Source organism: Cyclobacterium lianum (assembly GCF_900143075.1).
Lineage (GTDB): Bacteria > Bacteroidota > Bacteroidia > Cytophagales > Cyclobacteriaceae > Cyclobacterium > Cyclobacterium lianum.
The window spans coordinates 148,647-175,487 of the sequence record NZ_FRCY01000001.1 but is presented as its reverse complement, the minus strand read 5'-3'; the positions used below and the strand labels follow the sequence as shown (position 1 = coordinate 175,487).

Genomic DNA, 26,841 nt, shown 5'->3' with positions numbered 1-26,841 from the left:
CAGTCATGTTTAATTTGTTTATCAAACGGCCGGTATTGTCTCTGGTCATATCTTTGTTTTTTGTCCTGCTGGGATTGCTTTCCTTTTTTACCCTACCGGTGGAATTGTTTCCGGATATTGCCCCCCCTTCCGTAGCCGTGAGGACCAAATACCGGGGAGCAAATGCCGAAGTGGCCGCCAAAACGGTGGCTACACCTCTTGAAAAAGTAATTAATGGCGTACCTGGCATGACCTACATGACTTCTGTCAGTAGCAACCGGGGTACCGTGATCATTAAAGTCTATTTCGAAGCAGGCACTGATCCGGATCTGGCAGCAGTAGAAATACAAAACAGGATATCAACGGTAGTGAATGAATTGCCTGAGGAGGCGATCAAGGCCGGTGTGACGGTAGAAAAACAGGTGGAGGGTTTGCTGATGTACATCAATGTTGCCAGTGAAGATCCTTCCCTGGACGAAGCATTCATATATAATTTCACTGATCTGAATGTGCTCCAGGAGCTCAGACGGGTGGATGGTGTCGGCCTGGCGGAAATCATGAGTACCAAGGATTATTCCATGCGTATCTGGCTAAAGCCGGACAGGATGACCGCCTATGAAGTGTCTACGGATGATGTGGTAGCAGCCATTCGAAATCAAAACGTGGAAGCAGCACCGGGTCAATTGGGCATCAGCTCCGGCAAAGACATGCAGATGCTGCAGTATGTCCTGAAATACACCGGTAAATTTTTTGAACCCCGTCAGTATGAAAACCTGGTGATCCGGGCCAATGCCGATGGCTCTATTTTGAGGCTGAAAGACATCGCAGACGTTGAATTTGGCAATCTGAATTATGGACGTATAGCCAAAATGGACGGCAGGCCGGCAGCCTCCGTTATGGTGATCCAGCGTCCGGGATCAAACGCCAGTGAGGTCATTGCCAACGTGAAGAAAAAAATGGAAAGTATACGGGAGGGGACCTTTCCCTCTGGCATGGATTACAAAATTTCCTATGACGTCTCCCGGTTTCTGAACGCCTCTATACAGGAAGTGCTGGTGACACTGGTAGAGGCATTTATCCTGGTTTTTATAGTTGTATTCATCTTCTTACAGGATTTCCGCTCCACGCTGATACCCACCCTTGCGGTTCCGGTAGCATTGATCGGCACCCTGTTCTTCATGCAGTGGCTGGGCTTCTCTATCAATCTGCTTACGCTGTTTGCCCTGGTGCTGGCCATTGGGATAGTGGTAGACAATGCCATTGTGGTGGTGGAGGCCGTCCACGCCAAAATGGAAAAGGAGGGCCTGGCACCACGAGCGGCGACTTTCGCTGCCATGAAGGAAATCAGTGCGGCAATTATTGCGATCACCATGGTGATGTCTGCGGTATTTATTCCGGTGGCCTTTATGTCAGGTCCGGTAGGAATCTTCTACCGGCAGTTCTCCCTAACCCTGGCTTTTGCCATATTTATTTCCGGCATCAATGCGCTTACCCTTACTCCGGCCCTTTGCGCCATCCTGCTACAAAATCATTATGGCATGGAGAAAAAACGTACGCTGCTACAGCGCTTCTTCGATGGGTTTAACCGCTTCTACAATTTCTTTGAAAATAAATATTATCAATACATTACCTACATCGTCCCCAGGAGGGGAGTCACTACACTTATTCTCGTATTTTTCTTTATTGCCACCTGGGGCATCAGTAAGATTCTGCCAACGGGCTTTATACCTACCGAAGATCAGAGTATGGTATACGTCAATGTCACCACTCCGGTGGGTGCCACAGTGGAAAGAACAGAAAAGGTACTGGACGAACTGGTGCTCAGACTGGAGGGTAGTGAAGCGGTAGAATCCGTGTCTAGCCTGGCTGGATATTCCCTCGGAAATGGGCTGTCTGGGGCCTCTTATGGAATGGCCATGGTCAATCTAAAGTCCTGGGATGAGCGGAAAGATCTGCCCATTCAGGAAACCCTTGATGAATTCAGAAACCTTTCTCAGGATATCAATGATGCCAAAATCGACTTTTTTCTACCTCCCACGGTTTCAGGTTTTGGCAATTCCAGTGGTTTTCAGATGAAAGTTCTTGACCAGACCGGAACCGGTAACCTGGACCGTCTGGCCACGGTGACCAATGACCTGATCGCTGAGCTGGAAGCTGCGCCGGAAATTAACAATGCGTTTACAGATTTTGACCCCACATTTCCTCAGTTTCTGGTCAGTATTGATCAGGATATGGCGGCCAAAAATGGCGTTACCATCGCCAAAGCACTGAGCACCATGCAGGTATTGCTTGGAGGCATGTATGTGTCCGACTTCGTAAGGTTTGAGCAAATGTATGATGTCATGCTTCAGGCCAGCCCGGAATACCGGGCAAAACCTGAGGATGTACTGAACCTCCACGTCAAAAACAATGAGGGTGAAATGGTACCCATATCCTCATTTCTGACCATGGAAAAAGCCTACGGACCGGAACAACTGACCCGTTTCAACATGTACAACTCCTCTACCGTAAAAGGAGCTGCAGCTCCGGGATACAGTAGTGGGGACGTCATTGCCGCGATCGAAAGAATTACGGCAGAAAAGCTGCCGCAGGGATACAACCACGATTGGTACGGCATGTCCCGGGAAGAGGTGGGTTCAGGAAATCAGGCCATCATCATATTTTTGATCTGCCTGCTCTTTGTATATTTGATCCTCTCCGCCCAATACGAAAGCTTTTTGCTGCCACTGCCGGTCATTCTATCCCTTCCTGTAGGTGTGTTTGGAGCCTTTTTTGCGCTTTACGTATTGGGTTTGCAGAACAACATTTATGCCCAGGTGGCGCTGATTATGTTGATTGGATTGCTGGGTAAAAATGCCATTCTGATCGTAGAGTTTGCCATTCAGAAAAAAGCAGCAGGGCATAGTGTGATCCAGGCTGCAGTAGAGGGTGCAGTTACCAGGCTCAGGCCCATCCTGATGACCTCTTTCGCATTTATTGCCGGTCTGCTTCCGCTGGCAATGGCCTCAGGTGCAGGTGCACTGGGCAATCGGTCCATAGGAACGGCGGCTGCTGGAGGAATGCTGATCGGCACCATCTTCGGATTGATCATCATACCTGGCCTCTATGTGATTTTTGCCCATTTCACCTTTAAAAGAATCGAGACTGCACCGGAGTTGCCTGTAGAGGAAGACGCACCGGTCTCTTTTTCCAATAATTGATCAAAACCCATGTTTTTAAAAAATACGAAGTACGTTCATCTGGCGATAGCTGCATGCATCTTTTTTGCCATGTATGCCTGCAAGAGCATAGAGGTACCCAGCCTCCCTGAGATGGAGCCTGTGCCGGAAACCTTTCTGGACATTACAGATTCGTCCAGCATAGGGGATATCAGCTGGAAAGAATTTTTTAATGATCCCAATCTGGTCTATCTTATTGAGGAAGGGCTGGACAATAACCTGGATCTGCTGGCTGCATTTGAGAGAATCGAAATCGCACGTACACAATACCGGATAAGCAAAGGTGCCCTATATCCGACCATGGATGGGATTGTGCGTTACCGCTCGGGAGACATCAGGCCCAACTTGCTCGGTGGCACGATCAATGGTGACAGAAATGTAGTCAATCGCCTGGAAAACAATTTTATCGGCTTTCAAAGCACCTGGGAAATAGATGTCTGGGGTAAGCTGAGGGACCGGAAAGAAGCTAATCTTGAGGCTTTCATGGCCACCGAGAAAGGGAGGCACCTGATGGTGACCAATATCGTGGCAGAAATAGCGAAGCTGTATTATGAGTTGCTGGGTATGGACATCGAGCTGGAGACCATAGAGCGAAACATAGAATTTCAGGAAATGGCGCTCGAGCTGATAAAAATCCAGAAAATGGCAGGCCGAGCCACAGAGCTTGCTGTGCAGCAATTTTCTGCCCAACTGCTGTCAACCAAGAGTCTGGCTTTTGAAAAACGACAGGAAATCCTGGAAACCGAAAATTACCTGAATTTTATTCTGGGAAGGTTTCCTGAACCCATTGCTCGCGCATCTTCTTTATTGGAGATCAAGCTGCCTTATGGAATGGAAGTGGGGATTCCCTCCGATATGTTGCTTCGTAGACCAGACATACAGCAGGCCGAACACGAACTCCGGGCAGCCAACTTCAATGTAGAGGCCGCCAGAAAGGAATTTTTGCCCTCATTTAGTTTTACTCCCTATGTAGGACTGAATGACAGGAGTCTTCCTGCCGCCCTGAAAATGCCGGGAGGCCTGACCATAGGCTTGCTGGGTGGGCTTACAACGCCGATTTTTGCTCAGAATAGGATACAGGCAGGTTTTGACCAGGCTGTGGCTAACAACAAAATTGCTCTGTACAATTACCAGCAGCGAATTCTGGATGGCTACCAGGAAGTGAGCAACAAACTGCTTCGCCTGGACAATCTGAGGAACGTTTACAGTCTCCGGGATGAGGAAACTGCCGTATTGCTGAATGCGGTATCGACGTCCAATGAATTGTTTAGGGGTGGGTATGCTACCTATCTGGAAGTCATCACCGCCCAATCGAGGGTGCTGGAGGCAGAACTGAACAAGACCAATACCCGAATCCAAATGTTCCTGACAGTGGTAGATCTGTACCGGGCTCTGGGCGGAGGATGGAATTAAGATAAATTACTTTTTCCTCAGCGCCTCTCTTTGTATTTTTGAGCCTGATGATGAATTGGGAAAAATTATTGCTGCCTAAAGGCCTGCATGCTGCCGAAGCCGACCAGCAGCGAAGCCAGTTTGAGAAAGATTATGACCGCATCATTTTTTCTGCTCCCTTCCGGAATCTGCAGGACAAGACACAGGTCTTTCCACTTCCTGAGGACGACTTTGTCCATACCCGGCTGACCCACAGCCTGGAGGTTTCCAGCGTGGGCCGCTCTCTGGGAAAATCTGCCGGGAAGTTTTTGCTGGAAAAGTATCCAGCGCTGTCGGCAAGGAACCTGCAGCCCTTCGACATCGGCGGAATCGTAGCAGCGGCTTCCCTGGCCCATGATATCGGCAATCCCCCATTCGGCCATGCGGGAGAGGAAGCCATTTCCGATTTTTTTAAATTCAATCCCCTGGGACAAAAATGGAAAGGCCAGTGTGGTGAAAGAGACTGGAATGACCTGATCAGCTTCGAAGGAAATGCGCAGGGCTTCCGGATGCTAGTGGACAAAAAAAATGGCATTTTCATATCCCCGCCCAGCCTGGCTGCCTTTACCAAATATCCCAGAGCCTCCTGGTCCAGGCCGGGAGATGCAAAACGCCGTAGCCAGAAAAAGTTTGGCTTTTTTACCGGTAACCTGAATGAATATACAATACTGGCGGAAATGATGGGTATTCCCCGGATTGCAGATGCCTGCTGGCTACGGCACCCGCTTGCCTTTCTGGTGGAAGCCGCCGATGATATCTGTTACAGCATCATCGATCTGGAAGATGGCTGTACCCTGGGATTGGTAGCTCTGGAGCGAACCATTGACCTATTGGCGGCCATCGTCGGAGAAAGATTTGATCCTGAAAAGTTGCAAAAGTATGACAATGACAGACAAAAGCTGGCCATCATGCGTGCTATGGCCATCAACCAGCTCATACAGGAAACATCCATCGTCTTTGAAAACCTGGAGCCACAATTATTGTCCGGAGAGTTTGACCAGGCCCTGACAGATATTATCCCTTCTGCCGGAGCGCTTAAGGATATCACTGATCTTTCGGTGAGAAAGATCTATCGCTCCCAGCCGGTATTGGAAAAAGAGGCGGCCGGATACCAGGTCCTGGAAGGCCTTCTGGAGACCTTTGCCGGAGCCCTATACGCCTATCATTTTCAAAAGGAATCGTTTTCCGGACATCACAAAAGTATACTCCGGCTGCTTCCATCTTCCCATGGCCTGCGGGAAAAACAGGATGCCAGCACCATTATCCGAAACCTTCTTGATTTCATTTCCGGCATGACGGATAAGTATGCCCTCTCGCTGTACCGCAGGGTAAAAGGTATTGCCCTGCCGGGCCATTGATCAGACAGACCGCAAACTGCATTGTGGAAAAACCTGTGGACAACTCACCAAAAACTGGTTCAATAAAGTTGATTGCATTGTTTGGGCAGGATCATTCTCCCCAGGCGGTAAGTACCAGCTTTCTACTACCTCCCTGGTCGCGAAACTCCCCAAGGTATATTCCCTGCCAGGTACCCAGATTAAGTTTTCCACCACTAATGGGGATTTGTACCGATGCACCGAAAATACTTGATTTCAGGTGTGCAGGCATGTCATCGGGGCCCTCATAGGTGTGGATAAAATGTGCATAATCCTCAGGAACCAGGTCGTTTGTAAAGGTCTCAAAATCCTTGCGCACAGTAGGGTCTGCATTTTCATTGATGGTAAGTCCTGCGGAGGTATGTTTGATCCATACCTGAAGCATGCCTACTTCTATATGTTGTAATTTTGGAAAGTTATCCACAATTTGAGGCGTGATCAGGTGGAAGCCTCTGCTGAGCGGAGGCAAGACTACCTCCTTTTGGAAAATTTTCATTGTTATTTTATGTTTTTTGCGTTTTCTCAAAGGTAAAAAATTTAAGAATACCCATTAATTCTTTATATTGAAGGCTAAACCATTAAAACCGGAAAAACCATGAAAAAATTTTCCATGATCTTCCTGCTGCTGTTTGCCGCAAGTACCATGCAATTTTCCCTAATGGCTCAACAGACGAGCAGGATGCTGACCTTAGAGGATGCCCAGAAGATTTCTGATGCGGCAGAATCCAGGGCCAAGCAGGACAATTGGAATGTGGTGATCGCCGTCATGGATGCGGGAGGGCATCTCATTGCGCTACGCCGCATGGACGGTACACAGATCGGAAGTGTAGATGTAGCCATGCAAAAAGCCAGCACTGCTGTGAAATTCAAACGTCCGACCAAGGTTTTTCAGGATGGTGTGCAGGCTGGAAATATGCACATCATGAGCCTTCAGGGTGTGGCCGCCGTAGAGGGTGGGCTTCCCATCAGGGAGGGTGAGCAGGTGATTGGCTCCATAGGAGTCAGCGGTGTCACCTCTGCCCAGGATGGTATCATTGCTGCTGCAGGATTGGCGGCATTTGAATAATCAGAGACAGGTTGAGAAATTCCCTGATGGGAATGTTTTTTTAATTTATGCAACAAAAGAAAATTTTACCTTCGAAATTACCCTACGCAGGAACGACTATTTTTACGGTGATGTCTAAACTGGCCACAGACGAGGGGGCCTACAATTTGTCTCAGGGCTTCCCAAGTTTCGACTGTTCGCCGAAATTGAGTGAACTGGTCAGCCATTATGTAAAAAACGGCTATAATCAGTATGCCCCTATGAGTGGTGTGCCGGCCTTTAGGGAAAGTCTGGCGGAAAAAACCAGTCTAATATATGGTGTAAACTACGATCCCGAAACAGAGGTGACCATCACCTCCGGAGCTACCGAAGCCCTCTTCTGCGCCGTCACGGCTGTGGTATATCCCGGGGACGAGGTGATCGTCCTCGAACCAGCCTATGACAGCTACGTGCCGGCCATAGATTTAAACGGCGGTGTTCCTATTTTTGTAACCCTCGATGCGCCGGACTTCAAGATCGACTGGGAAGCCGTGAAGGAAAAGATAACGGATAAAACCAAGGCCATCATGATCAATACGCCCCACAATCCGGTGGGGACGGTTTTCAGTAAGGCAGATCTTGATGCGCTGGCCAACCTGATACAAAACAGGGACATCTACATTATCAGCGATGAGGTATACGAGCATATTGTATTTGATGGAGAAATCCATCATTCCATGATGACGCATCCGCAGTTACAGGAGCGTACTTTTGTTTGTGGCTCAGTGGGCAAAACCTACCACACCACCGGATGGAAAATCGGCTATTGCCTGGCCCCAAAAGCGCTGACAGAGGAGTTTAGGAGAATTCACCAATACATTACTTTCAGCACGGTGACGCCCATGCAATATGCACTGGCCGATTTTTTGAAACTACCGGAGCATTACCTGAATCTCGGAGAATTTTACCAGAAAAAAAGAGACCGGTTCAACGATGCACTGAAAGCATCCCGTTTTACCTTTAATCCGTCCAAAGGAAGCTTTTTTCAAATTGCTTCCTTTCGCAATATATCGGAGGAATACGATTACGACCTGGCCGTCAGGCTCACAAAGGAAATCAAAGTGGCTTCCGTACCAGTATCGGTATTTTATAAGGAGAAAAAAGACGATAAGTTATTGAGATTTTGTTTTGCAAAGGACGATGAGATCCTGGATAAAGCCGGGGAAATTCTATCCAAATTATAAAAATTCAATTTTATGCTCAAATTAGGATTTGTAAGTGCTATTTTGCCGGAAAAGACTTTCGAACAAGTAATCGATTTTGCGGCAGCAGAGCAGTTTTCTTGTGTGGAAATCATGTGCTGGCCCAAAGGAAAGGCCGAACGGCGCTATGCCGGAGTGAGCCACATCGATGTCGGAACGCTGGATGATGAAATGGTGCAGCACATCAGAACCTACCAGAAAGAGAAGAAGGTCTTTGTTTCCGGCCTGGGATATTATCCCAATCCCATGGATCCCGACGACAAAAAAGCAGCGACAGCCATGGCCCACATCCGGGCGGTGGTGGACGGTGCTGAAAAGTTGGGTATACCAGTAGTCAATACCTTCATTGGAAGAAATCCTTCTCTTAACATCAATGATAATTTGAAAATGTTTGCAGAGCGCTTTCCTGAGATTGTAGCTTACGCATCCAAAAAGGGGGTAAAAATAGGCATAGAAAATTGCCCCATGTTTTTTACCAATGATGAGTGGCCCGGAGGCAAGAATCTGGCAATATCTCCGGCAGTCTGGGAAAGAATGTTTGACCTCGTTCCTGATCCGAATTTCGGATTGAACTACGACCCCTCCCATTTGGTATGGATGCAAATGGATCCAGTGCAGCCCATTTATGATTTTAGAGATCGACTGCACCACATCCACCTCAAAGATGTGAAGGTATATCCGGAAAAACTCAACCGGGTAGGCATACTGGCCAATCCACTCGAATACCATTCGCCAAAAATCCCCGGTTTGGGCGATGTGCCCTGGGGAAGATTTTTTGCTGCGCTTACAGATGTGGGTTACCGGGGGCCCTGTTGCATTGAGGTGGAGGACAAAGCTTATGAAAAATCTGAGGAGGACATACGTATGGCCATACTCACGTCAAGAAATTACCTGAGGCAATTTATACCAGGCAGCTGATCAGATGGTCAGCATGTTTGGGTTTGCCTCATCAATGGTTTTCTTGGTCCAGTGTTTTTCGTCCTGCTCCAGCTTTTCCTTTTGGTCTTCCTGCCCATTTCCATCAGAAAGAACGAGGTGAATGAATATCGGGAAATGGTCTGATGAAATGGAAGGGAGTCTTTTGATTTTGCGGAGCATAAAGTGTTCGGAATGAAAAATGTGGTCCAGCGGCCAACGCAACAAGGCATGCCTGGCATGGAAGGTATTGAAAAAGCCTCTACCTTTCCTGGGGTCCAGCAGGCCGCTTATTTTCTGGAACAGGCGTGTGGTCCGGGACCAGGCCACATCGTTGAGATCGCCAAAAACCAAAACCGGGAGATCGGCATTTTTGACATTTTTTCCTACGATCAGCAGCTCTGCATCCCTGGGAACGGAAGTATCACTTTCGGTCGGACTGGGCGGCTCCGGATGCACACAGTGTATTTGTACCCTGTCGCCAGAGGGCAATACCACTTCCGAATGTATGGACGGAATATCGTCTTTTACCAGATAGTGCACCTTGGTGTTTTCCAAAGGCAAATTGGAATACAGGTGCATGCCATACAGGTTGTCCAGCGGGATCTTCACCTGGTAGGGATAATCTTTCTCCAACGGCTTCAACTGTTTTTCCCACCAGGCATCAGTCTCGAGGGTCAGCACCAGATTTGGCCGGTGTCGGTTCACCAAATCGATCAGTTTTTCTGTATGCCGGTTTGGGGTAAGTACATTGCTGACCAGTACGGCAATTCCATGATCATGGTCCTTTCCCCGAAAGCGTTTGACCTCCTTTTTTGCAAAAAAAGTGTACGGAAAGATTTTTCTGGCCTGGAAAAAAAAGCTGAAAACCACCAGCCCAAGCAAGACCATATTCCAGGTCTTGATCTCCAGAGTTGGAATAAAGAACAGGATCAAGGCTATACTTGCCATGCTTAGCAATTGGATCCTGGGAAAATCAAAAACCCTGATCCACCAATTGCCAAGTTTAATTTTCGAAGCTATCACAGCCAGTATGCATATCGCACTTAGGATGATGCGGCTGATGGTAATGGCCAAATCCATGATTAAAACAGGTTATAATGTGTTTCTGGTTGTTTTGACTGCTTATTGCCTGCAAGGTATGCGAAAACCGCAGATTAATTTATAATTTTATCCCGTAAATCGATAATTTTCAAGCCATGAATTTTTTAAAATCATTTTTCAGACAAGAGTTTGAAGCCCGGGGACTCGACATGTCCAATGAACCTTTTTTACAGGCATTGGAGATCGCCTTGCATACTCAAAAATCCCTCTTTCTGACCGGAAGGGCAGGCACCGGCAAAACCACCTTTTTACATACCCTGAGGAAATTCAATACCAGCAAAAACATGGCGGTGGTGGCCCCTACCGGTGTCGCTGCCATCAATGCCAGAGGCAGGACCATCCACAGCTTTTTTCAGATCAATCCCCGACAGTTGCTATTGCCGGGTGACCCCAGGTTGCAGCCCGGAGGAAAGGGCAACAAGGAAACTATCTTTGACACATTCAGGTATTCCAAAAGCAGGCTTAATGTGATCAGAAATCTGGACATGCTGGTCATCGATGAAATTTCAATGGTAAGGGTAGAAATGCTGGATATCCTGGACCAGATCCTACGCGTATTTCGCCGTAAAAAACATCTTCCTTTCGGAGGTGTGCAGTTGATACTGATTGGAGACCCCTTTCAATTGCCGCCGGTAGTCCGGGACGGGGACTGGTCCATACTTGCAGATCATTATGACACCCGATTTTTCTTTAGCTCCTACGCATTCAGGCAGCTCAGCCCCTACCACATCGCCTTGCAGAAGATATACAGACAAAAAGATGACCAATTCATCGCACTGCTGAACAGGATCAGGGAAAGTCGCCATACCTCTGAGGATATTCGTTTTCTAAACGAGAGGGCAAATAGCTATCACTTTGACTTGCTGGACAGGGGATACATCCTGCTGGGTACCCACAACCACTCCATACTACAAATCAATCAACAGAAGCTGGCCTTGCTGGAGACTCCGGCCAGGGACTATAAAGCAAGCATTGAGGATGAGTTTCCGCCGTCCATGGCACCCTTTGATCCAATGGACATCACCCTGAAAGTGGGTGCTCAGGTAATTTTCATGCGAAACAATAGCGAAAAGAATTACTACAATGGCATGATTGGCAAAGTACTGGAGCTGGAACCCAATACCATTAAGGTGGAAGGAAATAATGGGGCGATCTATGAGGTAGAGCGGGAAGTTTGGGAAAACGTTGATTTTCGCTACAACGAAAAAGAAAAACGGGTGGAATCGGAAGTAATAGGTAGGTTCACGCAATTTCCCTTAAAACTGGCCTGGGCGATTACGGTGCACAAAAGCCAGGGTCTGACATTTGATAAATGTATCGTTGATATCGGCAGATCCTTTGAGGCAGGACAGGTATATGTAGCGCTGAGCAGGTGCACCGACCTGGATGGGTTGGTGCTGAAAGCAGCTATCGGTATGCATAGCGTTAAGGTAAGTCTGGATAGCCTGACTTTCAGCCAGCAGCGCCATGAAGAGCGGGAGATTGAAGAGGAATTGATATTTGAGAGGGCCATGTCCTCCCTTTCTCATGCCCTGGCAGCCTATAAAAAAGGAGACTATCAAAAAGCAAAGGCCATTTTCGACGCCGTACAGCAAATCCATGACATCACCCCTTATGCCAAATGGAAGCAGTTTCTTCAGGTAAAGCCCTGGCTGGAGGCAAGGCATAAGAGACAATAGTATATTGTACCGATGATTTTCAGGCGTTTAGCCTGAATTTTTTTGCCCTATTTTTTTGAATTCATATTTTAAATATATATTTTTGTATTTGACAGCAATATAAACGCTTTTTAATTACAGCAATTTTTAAAAAAGGAGGGGTTTTGAGGGCATTTAAACAGCAATGGGATAATCTATCTAGACTAGGGTTAACTGTAGTATTACTAGCCGTAACCAACGGATCGGTTTATGCTCAACCTGATTGCGAGCCAGGTACGATTCCGGGTGGGGGGTATTCCAGGCATTCCACCTGGTATGCCTACGTTTACCAACTATCTCCGGACTTTAAGCCCTCAACCGATTACAATAGGTTTTTTGTGGATTTCAGTCAAGCTGATAAAAAGTTTAAAGGAGTTCTAAGAAGAGGAGGCAGTCATTTTTTACCTGCCAATTCCCTTAATTTTGACACTACTTTCGGAGATAGTTCTGTTGATGGTTATTCCAACGACGAGAATTTTTTTTCTACCGGTGCTGACCCTTATTCTGCCGGTGGCTGCGATACGCAATTACAGCATTTCGGATTGATAATGAGAAGCAGAAAAGTTATGGATGAACCCGGAATATACAGAATAAGAATAGGAAGCGACGACGGTTCCTATTTTAGAATGTACGAACCCAATAATACTTCCAATCCCATTTTGGATGTTAATGGAGATCCAGTCATCCATGATAACTGGTTTAAGGATGGTAGTGATGGTGTTTACAATTACGTCTATGAAGACAATATCCGTAACTACTACGTTCCCTTTGACGGCGGGGAATCCATTTGGATGGATCTTAATTTTTATGAGAAAACCGGAGAAAATAGATTGAGTTTTAATTTCGAATTGTATTTCGGTCCCGGAGAGATCGCCAACCCTGGCAATGCGGGTGGGTTTAGGTCGTATTGCGGCATAGCACCTGATCCAGAGCCATTCCAGTCCCTGGGTCCAGCTGTGTTTGCTGAAGGTACTGATCCTGAGTACCAATGGCAGTACACTACATTGCCAAATCCTACTGAAGAGGACTGGATCGATATTGCCGGTGCCACGGGTCTGACATACGATGTGCCTCAATACGATGAAAATGATCCTGACAACAACTGGACAGGGACCAGATACTACAGAAGGAAAGCACAGAATACTGCTGTAGACGGGGAAGGCAATACGCTAGTCAATACTTTTGCATCCAATGTGCTGGAAGTAAATATCAGCGTCATTGAGGAGCTGGATCAAAACGAATTCGGAATTGACGAGTGGATAGGCCATATATACGCTGGAGAGAAAAATTTTAATGCTCAGGACTACCTGGGTAGAATGGTGGAGCAGGATATCTTTCGACAGGATTTTAACTACAACGGTCTTCCTTCATCCCCAGTTACCTATACTCCGGCTTACGGCTGTCCCTTCCTCACCGACAGATTTTCTATACGGTACAAAATGAAATTGAGCGTCGAACCTGGGACCTTGCGGTTTAGTGTGAAGGCAGACGATGGGTTTAGATTAAGCGTGGATGGCGGCGCCACCTGGTTGCTCACAGGCCAGTGGGAGTCGGGTGGAAGCACAGCCAATACCTATACGGCGCAATATGACATCACTGCAGGCGTCGAATCGCTGGATCTGGTGATAGAATATTATGAGGCTACCGGAGGCAATACCATTGATTTTAACTACGACCTGGAAAGTCTCGTTTTGCCCTTACAATGGGGGGACATATCCGGACAGGCATGTGGAGAGGAAAATTGCCTGAATTGGACTACGTTACAAGAAAAAAACACCAGCCATTTTGAAATAGAGCGTTCTTTGAATGGGCAGGCATGGACCGCCCTGCCCTACAGTATACCAGCTAGTGGACAAAGTAATGCGCTCAAGAGCTACCAGGCGACTGACAGCGCTGTAACCGCCAAAACGATGTATTACAGGGTCCGGCAGATAGATCTGGACAGTGCAGACAGCTACTCTGAGATCATCAGGATAGAAAATCTTGCACTCAAAAAGAAGCCTCTCCCCTTTCCAAACCCGACTACAGCATTTATTCATTTTGAAACAGAAGAAGAGATCCTGGCAGTACAGCTAAGTAGTCAGGATCAGCGGATAGATACTACACCGGATTTAGATCGCTATGCACCAGGTAGGTACCGCATCGATATGCGAAAATATCCGGCGACCCGTTATTTACTCATCCTGCAAACAGAAAAAGAAAGGGTTGTCTATAAAATCATCAAACGCTGACAGACGCTGGTAACCTGAAGGACCGGAGTCTGAATTTTCATTAACAATTTATCATTTCTGGGGTTGGGTTGGTATCTTTGCAAGTTATGGCGACAAAGCATACTGAGAAAATTACAGATCTGGAAGAACTGGACCCCAAATCCTATATAATCATCAAGAATGCGCGGGTAAACAATTTAAAGAACCTGAGCATTGCCATTCCAAGGAACAAGCTTGTGGTGGTAACCGGACTGTCCGGATCCGGCAAATCTTCCCTGGCTTTTGATACATTGTTTGCTGAAGGGCAGCGCATGTATGTAGAGAGCCTAAGCTCTTATGCCAGACAATTTTTGGGACGAATGGAAAAACCTGATGTGGAATACATCAAGGGAGTTTCGCCAGCCATAGCCATCCAGCAAAGCGTCAATACCAAAAATCCCCGATCTACAGTAGGGACCACTACTGAAGTGTATGATTACCTCAAATTGCTTTACAGCCGCATCGGGAAAACCTATTCTCCCATCAGTGGGGAAGAAGTAAAACACCATACGGTTACAGATGTGGTGGATTTTATCCACAGTTTTGAAAATGGTGAAAAGATCATGATCAGTTGCCCCCTCCACTTTCAGGAAGGGAGAAATAAAGAAAAGGAGCTGGAAATTTTGCTTCAGAAAGGTTTTACCAGAATTCTCGTCGACGGAGAGGCATTCTTCGTAGAAGACCTCCTGGAAAATAAAAATTTTCCAGCCGGGGACTATGAGATCCTGATCGATAGGGTTTCTGTGCAGGTAGACGAAGAGGACAACCAGTTCAGGATTGCGGATAGTGTTCAGACTGCATTTTTCGAGGGGCATGGTACCTGTACCATCGTTGTTCCGGACAAAGCGAGGAAGACCTTCAGCGATAAGTTCGAATTGGATGGTATCCGCTTTGAACTGCCCTCTGTAAATTTTTTCAGCTTCAATAATCCTTATGGAGCCTGCAGAACCTGCGAAGGCTTCGGTTCCGTTTTGGGCATCGACCCGGATTTGGTAATCCCTGACAAAACCCTTTCCGTTTTTGAAGGCGCCATTGCTCCCTGGAGAGGGGAAACCACAAAAAAATGGCTTGAGCCTTTGTTGAAAAATGGCATCAGGTTCGATTTTCCAATACACCGACCCTTTGAAGATTTGAACGAGCAGGAAAAAGAGGTACTGTGGACCGGAAATTCTTATTTCAAAGGCATCAATGATTTCTTTGCCTTCGTAGAAAGCAAGCTCCATAAAATTCAATACCGGGTAATGTTGTCCCGGTTTCGTGGCAGAACCAGTTGCCCCGACTGCAAAGGCACGCGGATACGTAGAGATGCCTCCTATGTAAAGATAGACGGGAAATCCATCACCGATATTGTGCTGATGCCACTAAACAGGGCTTTGGGCTTTTTTCAAGATATCAGCCTGAGTGCTGCAGAAAAGAAAGTGGCGCAAAGACTGTTAACGGAAATTATCAACCGGCTGGAATATCTGGATCAGGTGGGTCTGGGATACCTAACACTCAACAGGCTTACCTCCTCACTATCCGGCGGGGAGTTTCAACGAATCAAACTGGCAACATCATTGGGAAGTGCGCTGGTTGGGTCCATGTACATCCTGGATGAGCCCAGTATAGGCTTGCACCCCAGAGATACCATGCGCCTGATAGCGGTGCTGAAGCGTCTGAGGGACCTGGGAAATACGGTGATTGTAGTGGAGCATGAGGAAAAAATAATCCGATCGGCAGACCAGGTCATCGATATTGGGCCCGATGCCGGTATACATGGCGGGGAATTGGTCTTTCAGGGGAGTCTCCAGGAGCTCCTTCAGGCAGGCAATACCCATACGGCCAGGTATATCAACGGACTGGAATCCATCAATGTGAAAAAAGAAAACCGAAAATGGAAAGCGCATATTCTGGTAAAAGGGGCCAGAGAGAATAACCTTAAAAACATTGATGTCAAAATACCCCTGGGAGTGCTCACTGTAGTGACGGGAGTCAGTGGTTCCGGCAAGTCCACGCTGGTAAAGAAAGTACTGTATCCCGCATTGGGCAAAATACTGGGAACCGTTTCCGACGAATCGGGAAAATTTGAACGGCTGGAAGGAGATTACCGGCAGATAAATCGGGTGGAATTTGTGGACCAAAACCCCATCGGCAAATCATCCAGATCCAACCCGGTGACCTATGTTAAAGCCTATGATGGGATCCGGACCTTGTTCGCAGACTTGCCACTTTCCCGGCAGCGGGGCTATAAGCCCGCTTTTTTTAGCTTTAATGTAGATGGTGGCCGGTGCGAGGCCTGTCAGGGTGAGGGTACCCAAAAAATCGAAATGCAGTTTATGGCGGATATTTTCCTGACATGTGAATCCTGCAAGGGCAAGAGATTTAAAAATGAAATCCTTGATGTAAGGTATAAGGATAAAAATATCGCCAATGTTTTGGCCATGACCATAGATGAGGCGATCGAATTTTTTACGGATGTCAATAATGTTATTCAGAAGCTCCGGCCTTTACAGGAAGTGGGGCTCGGATACATTGGCTTAGGTCAGTCTTCCAATACACTCAGCGGAGGGGAAGCCCAGCGGGTAAAACTGGCTTCGTTTTTAGGGAAAAATGACACCCGTGCCAAAGAGAACATATTGTTTATTTTTGATGAGCCGACCACCGGGCTTCACTTTCACGATATCAAAAAGCTACTCCATTCTATCAATGCGCTCATCGAGCAGGGCCATACCGTACTGATCATCGAACACAATACCGAAGTGATCGGTGCAGCGGACTGGGTGATTGATCTGGGCCCGGAAGGAGGAGAAAAAGGTGGGCAAGTCACTTTTGAAGGACTACCAGAAGAACTGACCGGTTTAGAGGGGAACTTTACCGGGGAATTCCTCAGAGAATTGAAGAAAAATGGCCACGATGTGGAGTAACTACCCAGGCCATCAAAACTCAGCTGTATTAAATATTCAATTTTTTGTGATTTAATAGCATTTTAATGTTTTATAATCATAAATTTGTGGGAAATCCAAGCTTGTAAACTTTTGGCACAATTGTTAAGAGAAATAGGGGCAAGGATTAATATTTTACCCTACAAATTTTAGCCGACTGCATGTTATTCAATTCGATTGAATTTCTCCTGTTTTTGCCATTGGTATTTATCCTTTATTGGTTTGTTTTCAATAAAGACATTAGGCTGCAAAACCTTTGGATACTGGTGGCCAGTTACATATTTTATGGCTGGTGGGACTACCGGTTTTTGACATTGATCGCCTTCAGTTCCCTGGTAGATTTCCTCATAGGCCTTCAACTCAATCAAAGGGAAAATCCTCTACACCGCAAATGGTTGTTATTTACCAGCCTGGTAGTAAATATTGGTTTTCTGGGCTTTTTCAAATATTATAATTTTTTTGCCGATAGTTTTGCCGATGCTTTCACACTTTTTGGCAGACCCATGGATCCGGAAAGGCTTGCTATCGTTTTGCCGGTGGGAATCAGCTTCTATACCTTTCAAACAATGAGTTATACGATAGATGTTTATAGAAAAAAGCTGGCACCCTCCACAGATCCGGTTTCTTTCTTTGCCTACGTAAGCTTTTTTCCGCAATTGGTAGCGGGGCCAATCGAGCGGGCAACCCATTTATTGCCGCAATTCCTAAAGACAAGAGTCTTCCAATTGGGTAAAGCTCATGATGGAATGCGTCAAATATTATGGGGTTTGTTTAAAAAAATTGTCATTGCCGACAATTGTGCCATCTATGTCAATGATATTTTTTCGAATTATGAGGATTATTCCGGAAGTACACTTTTTTTGGGGGCTGTTCTTTTCGCCTTACAAATTTATGGGGATTTCTCCGGATATTCTGACATTGCTATCGGTACTGCCCGACTATTTGGATTTGACTTGAGGAAGAATTTTGCTTTCCCCTATTTTTCCAGAGATATAGCCGAATTTTGGCGCAGGTGGCATATTTCACTCTCCACCTGGTTTCGGGACTATCTGTATATTCCCCTGGGAGGTAGCCAGAATGGCAAAAGCAAAACCATCAGAAACATCTTTATCATATTTATGGTAAGCGGATTCTGGCACGGGGCAAATTGGACTTTCATTTTTTGGGGTGCACTGCATGCTGCTTTTTACCTGCCCTTGTTATTGACAAAAAGGAACCGACAGTACACCTCAGACACAGTAGCCTCTGGCAAGATATTTCCATCTGTCAGAGAGCTGCTTCAAATGAGCTCTACTTTTTTATTGACCTCTCTGGCTTGGATATTTTTTCGGGCAGACAGTATGGGTGTTGCATTGGACTATCTGTCCATTATTTTCTCGGCGAGGCTTCTGGAGCTTCCGGTCAGCGATTTCTGGACCATGAATACCGGAAATCATCTTATCTACCTGTTTTTTCTCATTATAGGGTTTCTATGCGTCGAATGGTCTCAGCGGGAAAAAAACCACGGTTTAGAGCTTGATGAGGAAAAGGTGCCCAGGGTAATCCGCTGGGGAACCTATTACACAGTGATGATTTGCTGCTTTATCATGAATGGGGTACAGCAGGAGTTTATTTACTTTCAATTTTAACCTATGGCGTTGACAAGATTACATGTACCGAAAAAGATTACGCTATCCGTCAAAAATTTTTCCTGTCTGGCGAGTTTGGCAGAATTCGGCAATAAAAAAATATGTTAAACCGATGAAATCGACACGATTAACATCATCATTAAATATACTGGACAATGGTTATTTTAATCGCCAAAGATTCCCCCGAGGAATTCGGGACAAGGCATCTGACCATTAAAAATCAAATTATATACAGATGAAAAGATTTATTATCAACGGCGCTATTTTCTCCATTCCCTTCGGGATATATTGTCTGTTAATCGCCTTGATCGATCCTTTCAACTACTTAAACCATTCCCAATTTTTTTCCCAGAAGGAAAAGGAGGCGATTGTGCAGGATATAGAACCTCACCTCTTCAAAATGATTGCTTTTCAGAATAAGCCAAAAAAAAACTGGGTAATTGGTGATTCCAGAACCAATGGCCTTTATGAAGTGATGGACAAGAATAGCTGGTCGAATCTGGCCTATGGAGGAGCAAGCTTGAAAGAGATGATCCAATCGTTCTGGTGGGCTTCCTCTTTGTCAACACCGGATACCGTCCTGATGGGTATCAATCTGAGCCTTTACAACAAATACAACAAACGTTTTTGGGTGGAGGAAACCATAAGCAGAAAAAGCAATTATTTTTCCTATGCATTTAACAATTATACGTTTAAAGCCGCATTTAAGCTGGCCCTTCCCGAAAAGCAGCTTAGCGATACAGCGTACAGAGATGATGAGGCGGATGCAAAAAAGTATTTCTGGCAGCAAAAGTTAAAGGGAGTAGACAAATTTTACGGGAAAATGGCCTATCCCGACGAATACTTTAGTCAATTGACGGAAATATCAGCTTATTGTCAGCGGCGGGATATCAAATTGATCTTCTGGATCCCGCCTATACATGAAGACTACCAACAACTAGTGGACCAGTACGATTTGGACGAGTACAACGATCGGTTTTTGAAAGATCTGCGGAGGCTCGGAGACGTATTTGATTTCAATGAAAATTCTAGTTTAACAAAAGATAAGGACAATTTCAGAGATCCGGTACATTTCACGACTGAAATTGCACGCAAGATAGAAAAGGAAATCAGGTCCTACAGCCCGAAAAATGCGGTGCTTTACCGGGAGTTTTCTCCAGGTATTTCTTCCTATTAGCTGATCCGAAATCGCCCCCACAGATAACCGAAAAAGCCAGCTTATTGCCTTCCCTGTCATTCGGCTTTCAAATATTAAAAAATAACAGTAAATTCCCCACCTGATACCAACACAGATATCAGATCATAAATAATATTCAATACCAGTTTTTCATCCAATTAATCCATGTTTAAAACCTTAAAAGCAAAGGCCGTCCTGGGAGTATCGGGTATGGTTTTATTTTTTGGCAGCGCATTTTATGCAGCATTTTCGTTTGATCCTTACGAAGAAAAAATTCCGGGGACCGGTTTGTCTTTTCAAATGGTCCCCATACCGGAGGGAAGCTTTAAAATGGGGAGCGAATCCGGTGATCCGGATGAAGGCCCTGTGCACGAAGTAGAAATAGCACCGTTCTGGATGGCCTCACATGAGGTCACCTGGGATCTGTTTGAGCTTTTCCTGGATAAGGGTTTTGAAGCGTCCATCAGCGAAGGACCGCTGGATCCGAAAGTGGATGGCTTAAGCAGACCTTCTATTCCCTACCTGGACATGACCTTTGGGATGGGAAAGGAAAATAAACCTGCCATTGCCATGACCCAGTACGGAGCCATACAATTTTGCCGCTGGCTGTATCTGAAAACGGGAAATTTTTACCGCTTGCCCACCGAAGCCGAGTGGGAATACGCTGCAAAAGCGGGGTCAGAATCGGCCTACTTTTTTGGGGATGACCCGAACCAACTGGATAAGTATGCCTGGTACGCAGCCAACAGCGACGGTACCACACATAAGGTTGGCCAAAAGGAACCGAACCCCTGGGGCCTGTATGATATACTGGGCAATGTCAACGAGTGGACTCAGGATCACTATCAGGCAGATGCCTATGAAAACAGGAAGCAAATTGCTGCCAATCCGCTGATAACATCTGAAGAACTTTATCCCAAAGTGATCCGGGGCGGCAGCTATGAAAGCGAAGCGGAAATGTTGCGAACCAGCAACCGTTTTGCCAGTACAGCGGAATGGAAGCGAATCGATCCGCAAATTCCAAAAAGCCAGTGGTGGTTTCCGGAAGCCCCGTTTCTTGGGATGCGGGTAGTACGTCCACTGGATCCTCCCGCTCCGGAAGAAATAGAGGCATACTATGGCACTACGCCAATGGAAGATTATTAAATACCTAACTCAAAATAATATGAAAATTATCAAGAATAATCCAAGAAGGGACTTTCTTAAAACTTCAGCGCTTGCCGCCGGAGGTGCAATGCTCAGTCCGTTTACCCTTCCCGGAGCCTATGCAGCGGGAGATGATGCCATTAAGATTTCTGTGATCGGCTGTGGTGGCCGGGGTACAGGTGCCGTATTTCAAGCCTTTGAAACGGGACACAACATCAAACTGGTGGCCATGGCAGACGCTTTTAAAGATCGTCTGGACCAAAGCTACGAACGCATATTCAAGCGCTACGGAAAGGAAAAAGTTGCCGTGCCTGAGGAGATGAAATTGGTTGGTTTTGATGGCTACAAAAAGGCTATAGAAGCAGCAGACGTGGTGATCATTGCTACGCCTCCGGGTTTCCGCCCAGACCATTTCGAAGAAGCGGTGAAGCAGGAAAAACAAATCTTTATGGAAAAACCAGTGGCTACCGATGCTGTCGGTATCCGCAGGGTGCTGGCTGCTGCAGAGATCGCCAAGGCAAAAAAACTAAACGTAGTAGTCGGTCTGCAAAGACACTACCAGGACAATTACATACAGACCATTGACCGGATCCACAATGGCGCTATCGGAGATATCATCGGCGGACAGGTTTTCTGGAATGACGGCGGAGTATGGGTGAGAGAAAGGCAGCCCGGGCAGACTGAGATGGAGTACCAGATGAGAAACTGGTACTATTTCAATTGGCTCTGTGGAGACCACATCACCGAGCAGCATGTCCATAATATTGACGTGGCCAACTGGGTGAAAAATGCTTATCCTGTAAAAGCAGAAGGAACAGGCGGAAGGACGGTACGAAGAGGCAAGGAACACGGAGAGATATTTGACCACCACGTGGTGCTTTTCACCTATGAGGACGGCACGGTGATTCATAGTGAATGCAGGCATTTTCCCGGCGCTACCAACCGGGTGGACGAAAGCTTCCAGGGCACGAATGGCAGGGCTTACCTGAATGCCGGACATACCGGGAGGCTGAGCGACTATAAGGGCAACAGCTTGTATGAACACGATGGTGCAAACAATGCCAACCCGTATCAGGTAGAACACGACAAACTTTTTGCAGCCGTAGTGAAGGGCGAGTATAAATTTGCCGATGCGGAAAACGCTGCTAAGAGTACCATGACTTCCCTATTGGGAAGAAATGCCACCTACTCCGGTAAAGTGGTTAGCTGGGATGAGGCCATAAACTCAGACATTAGCCTGATGCCGGAGCGCCTGGCCTGGGATGCCATGCCAAAAGTGGTTCCCAATGATGAAGGTTATTATGCATTTGCCGTCCCTGGTAAAACCAAAGTCGTCTAAGCTTTATGGAGAGAAGAAAATTTATCAGAAACGTTTCCCTGGGAACTGCCGCTGCTGGATGGGCAGGACTAAATGGTGTACAGGCCAACACTCTCGCACAGCCTGCATCCGATGAGACCTTTAACCTGGATTATGCCCCACATTTCGGGATGTTTAAGCACCATGCTGGTGAGGATCTGCTGGACCAGATTACCTTTATGCATGAGCGCGGCTTCCGCAGTCTGGAGGACAATGGCATGATGCGAAGAACTCCGGAGATGCAGGAAAAGATCGCCAACCACATGGCCCGCCTGGGCATGACCATGGGCGTTTTCGTGCTGGACAAAGGGGGCAATGGTGCCAACACCCTTGCTGCAGGTAAAAAAGAACACCTGGACATATTCCTGGATGGGTGCAAACGAGCTGTGGAGGTAGCAAAAAGGGTAAATGCCAGGTGGACTACCGTAGTGCCCGGAGATTATCAGAGAGATCTGCCTCTCGACATACAAACCGCAAATGTCATCGAAGCCTTGAGAAGGGGAGCCGAAATCCTGGAACCACACGGGCTGACGATGGTATTGGAACCATTGAGCGATACCCCCAACCTGTTTTTGCGGTATTCTCCGCAGACTTACCTGATCTGTAAAGGTGTTGATAGCCCTAGCTGTAAGATATTATACGACATCTATCACCAGCAAAAAAATGAGGGGCACCTGATAAGCCTTATGGACATGTGCTGGGAGGAAATAGCCTATATTCAGATCGGTGATAACCCGGGAAGAAAGGAACCGGGTACCGGAGAAATCAACTATCAGAATGTATTCAAATTCATTTACGATAAGGGATTCAAAGGGGTATGTGGCATGGAACATGGCAATGCCAATCCCGGTCTGGAAGGAGAAAAAGCAGTAATAGCGGCTTACAGGAAGGCAGATAGCTTTCTTTAGCCGGCGCTGATCAATAAACGCGGAAAGGGAATGGCAGCCATTGTTGCCATTCCCTTTTTTAATTTTTTTTAAAGCCTTTCTATCCGAAATTAGCCCAAATAACCTTTTCTTTTGAGGATAGTCTCCACAAATTTGACTTCGTTCGGGCTGTTGAAAATCTTGAAAGGCAAATGAATAAACTGCGCTTTGGACAATACAAGGATATAAGCATCATTTTTTATCTGAGCAGCTTTGACCATTTCCCATTTAATGGGCATCCCTTGCCGGGCATTAACTTTCATCATGACCTGCCGGCTGTCAATTTCGTACGACAGCTTTTCAAACATAACTTTGTTTTGTTCCATTTGCGTCACTCCGGCAAACTGAATAAGCCAGAAAAGCCAGTACAGGGCGTAGGCTAAAATGGCCATGCTGATCCACCACCAGGAGGGTATCCAAAAATAGCCGCAGGCAATGGCGATGGCTATAAGCAGTACCCACCATTGTTCCTTAAAAATGTTTATCAAGCCCTGTTTGATATAGGTCCCTGTTTCGAGCTTGTATTTTTTCGTTTTGACAATCATTACTCAAATTTAATTTTGATGGGCAAATATCTTATCTAATCCTTTAGATAGCAAGTTTATTTGGTTTACCATCCGAATTTTATTTTTTTCCAACAAAGCCCCTAATCTCCCGGTTAACTTATTGATTTATTAAAAATTATATTGTAATTTGATTCAAATCTTTAATAATGATGAGTAGCCTGGTAATCGATCTAATTTTGTGCGGAGTAGCCTATGTGGTTTTGATCTACTTTGTGGCTACACTTACCAAAGCAAAGATCAATAGGAATCGGAACAATAACGACGATGACGGAGACGGAGGCGTAGAAGACCTGACTCCTCCAAAAATAGATTTACCTCCCGGAATCGTCTGGCCCGGTGAAGATCAGGACAAATCAAAGAAACCAGTAACGCTCTGAAACCGGTCAGCTACAGTTTTTGCAGGTTCCCTGTATCAGTAAGCTCATTTCCTTTGACAAATATCCCTCAGGAAGCTCTATTTTCGGCAGTGATATTTCCTCCAGGCAATTCGTATTGCCACATACCTCGCATTTGAAATGTACGTGTTCATGATCGTGGTGTGGCTCGGCGATGCTATGGCTGCAAAGCGCATATTTCGCTGCTCCGGTATCATCGAGTACCTTGTGGATAAGGTCGTTTTCCAGAAACGTTTTTAAGGTCCTGTAAATGGTGACCCTGTCAAAGTTTTCCTTTAACGCTTCCTCCAGGTCGGAATGGGACAAGGCCACCTTCCTTCCCAAAAAGGTTTTTAGTACGTCTCTCCGGCAACTGGTAACTCTCAGGTTACTTTCTTTTAATATCTCAGTTGTCTCGACTGGCATGCTAACAGGTTTATGCGTTTGAATGGGTAATCAGGCCCATTTCCAATTTCCTTGTTTAACTGGTTTTTTCAAAGAATAATTCCCGTTTCTTTTGGTCAGATGATCTGATTACAGGACTATCTCATTTTTTTCCATCCCCTGAAGACCAGAATACCTCCCGCCACAGCCAGCAGAGTAGCAATAACAGCGGCCAGAACCTGTCCATAGATCCAAAAACCTACGGCAAAAAGCGCTGCATATACCATGACCGAAGCGATCAACATCAGACCGATCTCCATAGGTAGCTGACCTGTTTCTTCTTTTTCATCCGGATACCTGGACAGAAGTTTTTTCCATCCCCAGGAGGCCGGCCGTACTTTACGGTAAAAAGCAAGCAGCACCCTATCCTCCTCAGGTTTCGTCAATAAGGTCACCGCCACCCAGGTAAGCGTAGTCAGCGTAACGCCAAAAACCAATTTCAAATAGGCCATATCATCAGGTATAGGCCAAAATCCAAGTTTGTTATGAATGGATTCGAAATATATTGCTACGATGAAAGAAACGATCATGGCAGAAATTTCCGTATAGGCATTGATCCTCCACCAAAACCAACGAAGAATAAAGATCAGTCCGGTACCAGCACCTATCTGGAGGAGGATGTTGAATGCCTCCAGTGCATTGGAAAGCACTGTGGCAAGAAGGGCCGCCAATACCATCAGGCCGACCGTAGAAATCCTCCCTACAGCCACCAGCTCCTTGTCTGATGCATTGGGTTTGACAAATCTGGAATAAAAATCATTGACCACGTAGGAAGAACCCCAATTGAGGTGCGTGGAAAGCGTAGACATTACTGCAGCAATGAGGGAGGCGAGCACTACACCTGCTAAACCTGAAGGCAGGAAGGTCAGCATCGCCGAATAGGCCAGATCATCCCCCAGTTTTCCCTCTTCAATATTTGGAAAAGCTTCCTGCATGTCGCTCAGTTGTGGAAAAATGATTAGCGAGGAAAGCGCAATAATGATCCATGGCCAGGGCCGGATAGCATAATGCGTGATGTTAAATAGTAGGGTTGCACCGATGGCATTCTTTTCATTTTTCGCAGAAAGCATCCTTTGGGCGATATATCCGCCACCTCCGGGCTCCGCACCAGGATACCAGGTGGCCCACCACTGCACTGCAAGGGGCATGATAAATAAGGGTATCAACAGGTTCCAATCACTGAAATCCGGTATAATATTTAATTTTCCTGCCACATTGGGATGGCTAAGCAGGTTGTTTAACCCACCGATCTCTGGCAGGCCAACTACATATATGGCTGCCCCAAAGGCACCAGCCATGGCAAAGAAAAACTGGAAAAAGTCAGTCAGCAATACTCCCTTCAGACCGCCCAGAGAACTGTAAAAGACCGTAACCACAGAGACGATCAGCAGGGTTTCCCATGAACTCAGGCCGAGCATTACCCCGAATATTTTTATGGCAGCCAGCGAAACGGTGGCCATGATCACCACATTGAAAAACACTCCTAGATAAAGCGCCCTGAAGGCCCGGAGAAAAGCGGCTCCCTTACCTCCATACCTCAATTCATAAAATTCCAGATCCGTGGTTACTTCAGAGCGGCGCCATAACTTGGCATAAACAAAAACGGTCAGCATACCAGTCAGCAAAAATGCCCACCACACCCAGTTTCCGGATACACCGTTTTTTCGGACTATATCGGTAACCAGATTTGGTGTATCGGCTGAAAAGGTCGTCGCCACCATACTAACACCAAGAAGCCACCAGGGCATGTTTCTGCCTGAAAGAAAAAATTCCTTGGCATTTTTACCTGCTGTTCTGGATGCAATGACCCCGATCAGCATGGAAATGACAAAAAAAAGGATGATGATGACCCAATCGATGATTGAAATGTTCATGGTTACGCTAGGTTAATTTTTTCTTGTATTTGTTGCCGCTCGCTTGTTCCTTCCGTACGGTTATTGGAAAATTTTTTCAAATAAATAAATCTTTTTCCATTATTTTAAATAATTCGGATAAATTTTGAAACTGTAGGTTTCCGGAATTTTTCTGCCTGCTGCCAATGTATGTC

Annotated in this window: 20 protein-coding genes; 15 read left to right on the top strand and 5 right to left on the bottom strand. The window is 46.3% G+C overall.

From position 1 onward, the window contains the following. The first annotated feature begins 5 nt into the window (after positions 1 to 5). The 3 genes from BUB19_RS00665 to dgt are packed head-to-tail and all read left to right on the top strand — an operon-like array spanning position 6 to position 5,986. Positions 6 to 3,179 carry an efflux RND transporter permease subunit gene (locus BUB19_RS00665; RefSeq protein ID WP_084096876.1) on the top strand — a complete coding sequence of 1,058 codons (3,174 nt, stop codon included), beginning with the start codon at positions 6 to 8 and terminating at the stop codon, positions 3,177 to 3,179. Positions 3,180 to 3,188: 9 nt separating this feature from the next. Continuing rightward, complete coding sequence (locus BUB19_RS23770; RefSeq protein WP_084096875.1) at positions 3,189 to 4,610, top strand: TolC family protein; 1,422 nt, start codon at positions 3,189 to 3,191, stop codon at positions 4,608 to 4,610. 47 nt (positions 4,611 to 4,657) lie between these two features. Beyond that, complete coding sequence (dgt, locus tag BUB19_RS00660; protein ID WP_073090150.1) at positions 4,658 to 5,986, top strand: dGTP triphosphohydrolase; 1,329 nt, start codon at positions 4,658 to 4,660, stop codon at positions 5,984 to 5,986. Positions 5,987 to 6,077: 91 nt separating this feature from the next. On the opposite strand, the gene BUB19_RS00655 is transcribed toward dgt, so the two are convergent. Further along, entirely contained in the window at positions 6,078 to 6,500 is a 423-nt protein-coding gene (locus BUB19_RS00655; RefSeq protein WP_073090147.1) for a secondary thiamine-phosphate synthase enzyme YjbQ, read from the bottom strand. A 99-nt stretch (positions 6,501 to 6,599) separates the two neighbouring features. Here BUB19_RS00655 and BUB19_RS00650 point away from each other — a divergent pair, with 99 nt between their 5' ends. The 3 genes from BUB19_RS00650 to BUB19_RS00640 are packed head-to-tail and all read left to right on the top strand — an operon-like array spanning position 6,600 to position 9,208. Beyond that, positions 6,600 to 7,070, top strand: coding sequence for a GlcG/HbpS family heme-binding protein (locus BUB19_RS00650; protein ID WP_084096873.1), 471 nt, complete (start codon positions 6,600 to 6,602; stop codon positions 7,068 to 7,070). A gap of 47 nt (positions 7,071 to 7,117) precedes the next feature. Continuing rightward, on the top strand, positions 7,118 to 8,272 hold the full coding sequence (locus BUB19_RS00645; protein WP_073090143.1) for a methionine aminotransferase: 1,155 nt from the start codon (positions 7,118 to 7,120) through the stop codon (positions 8,270 to 8,272). Positions 8,273 to 8,284: 12 nt separating this feature from the next. Further along, positions 8,285 to 9,208 (top strand): sugar phosphate isomerase/epimerase family protein, encoded by a 924-nt coding sequence (locus BUB19_RS00640; RefSeq protein WP_073090140.1) that lies wholly within the window; start codon positions 8,285 to 8,287, stop codon positions 9,206 to 9,208. On the opposite strand, the gene BUB19_RS00635 is transcribed toward BUB19_RS00640, so the two are convergent. Then, positions 9,209 to 10,288 carry an endonuclease/exonuclease/phosphatase family protein gene (locus tag BUB19_RS00635; protein WP_073090137.1) on the bottom strand — a complete coding sequence of 360 codons (1,080 nt, stop codon included), beginning with the start codon at positions 10,286 to 10,288 and terminating at the stop codon, positions 9,209 to 9,211. Positions 10,289 to 10,404: 116 nt separating this feature from the next. Between BUB19_RS00635 and BUB19_RS00630 the strand changes: the two genes are divergently transcribed. The 8 genes from BUB19_RS00630 (at position 10,405) to BUB19_RS00595 (ending at position 23,392) form a co-directional block, all read left to right on the top strand. Beyond that, a complete protein-coding gene (locus BUB19_RS00630; protein WP_073090134.1) occupies positions 10,405 to 11,988 on the top strand; it encodes an ATP-dependent DNA helicase in 1,584 nt (527 codons plus the stop codon). A 143-nt stretch (positions 11,989 to 12,131) separates the two neighbouring features. After that, complete coding sequence (locus BUB19_RS00625; RefSeq protein ID WP_073090129.1) at positions 12,132 to 14,237, top strand: PA14 domain-containing protein; 2,106 nt, start codon at positions 12,132 to 12,134, stop codon at positions 14,235 to 14,237. A gap of 86 nt (positions 14,238 to 14,323) precedes the next feature. Next, positions 14,324 to 17,158 (top strand): excinuclease ABC subunit UvrA, encoded by a 2,835-nt coding sequence (gene uvrA, locus BUB19_RS00620; protein WP_073090123.1) that lies wholly within the window; start codon positions 14,324 to 14,326, stop codon positions 17,156 to 17,158. Between the two features lie 179 nt (positions 17,159 to 17,337). Further along, positions 17,338 to 18,804, top strand: a complete 1,467-nt coding sequence (locus tag BUB19_RS00615) for an MBOAT family O-acyltransferase (protein ID WP_073090117.1) — start codon at positions 17,338 to 17,340, stop codon at positions 18,802 to 18,804. Positions 18,805 to 19,039: 235 nt separating this feature from the next. Further along, a complete protein-coding gene (locus BUB19_RS00610) occupies positions 19,040 to 19,981 on the top strand; it encodes a hypothetical protein (RefSeq protein WP_073090111.1) in 942 nt (313 codons plus the stop codon). A gap of 165 nt (positions 19,982 to 20,146) precedes the next feature. Continuing rightward, positions 20,147 to 21,127, top strand: coding sequence for a formylglycine-generating enzyme family protein (locus tag BUB19_RS00605; RefSeq protein ID WP_073090108.1), 981 nt, complete (start codon positions 20,147 to 20,149; stop codon positions 21,125 to 21,127). 19 nt (positions 21,128 to 21,146) lie between these two features. Next, a complete protein-coding gene (locus BUB19_RS00600) occupies positions 21,147 to 22,466 on the top strand; it encodes a Gfo/Idh/MocA family oxidoreductase (protein WP_073090105.1) in 1,320 nt (439 codons plus the stop codon). Between the two features lie 5 nt (positions 22,467 to 22,471). Next, the gene (locus BUB19_RS00595) at positions 22,472 to 23,392 is read left to right on the top strand and encodes a hydroxypyruvate isomerase family protein (RefSeq protein WP_073090103.1); all 921 of its coding nucleotides are present in this window, start codon (positions 22,472 to 22,474) and stop codon (positions 23,390 to 23,392) included. Between the two features lie 89 nt (positions 23,393 to 23,481). Here BUB19_RS00595 and BUB19_RS00590 read toward each other — a convergent pair whose 3' ends face one another. Next, positions 23,482 to 23,955: a YcxB family protein gene (locus BUB19_RS00590; protein WP_073090101.1), complete on the bottom strand. Its 474-nt coding sequence runs from the start codon at positions 23,953 to 23,955 to the stop codon at positions 23,482 to 23,484. 170 nt (positions 23,956 to 24,125) lie between these two features. On the opposite strand from BUB19_RS00590, the gene BUB19_RS00585 reads away from it, so the two are divergent. Beyond that, positions 24,126 to 24,353, top strand: a complete 228-nt coding sequence (locus BUB19_RS00585) for a hypothetical protein (protein ID WP_073090099.1) — start codon at positions 24,126 to 24,128, stop codon at positions 24,351 to 24,353. A gap of 6 nt (positions 24,354 to 24,359) precedes the next feature. Here the strand turns inward: BUB19_RS00585 and BUB19_RS00580 are convergent, their stop codons facing one another. Together BUB19_RS00580 and BUB19_RS00575 are read right to left on the bottom strand one after the other, a co-directional pair. After that, positions 24,360 to 24,776: a Fur family transcriptional regulator gene (locus BUB19_RS00580; protein WP_073090097.1), complete on the bottom strand. Its 417-nt coding sequence runs from the start codon at positions 24,774 to 24,776 to the stop codon at positions 24,360 to 24,362. Positions 24,777 to 24,892: 116 nt separating this feature from the next. Then, positions 24,893 to 26,668, bottom strand: coding sequence for a sodium:solute symporter family protein (locus tag BUB19_RS00575; RefSeq protein ID WP_073090095.1), 1,776 nt, complete (start codon positions 26,666 to 26,668; stop codon positions 24,893 to 24,895). Between the last annotated feature and the right edge of the window lie 173 nt (positions 26,669 to 26,841).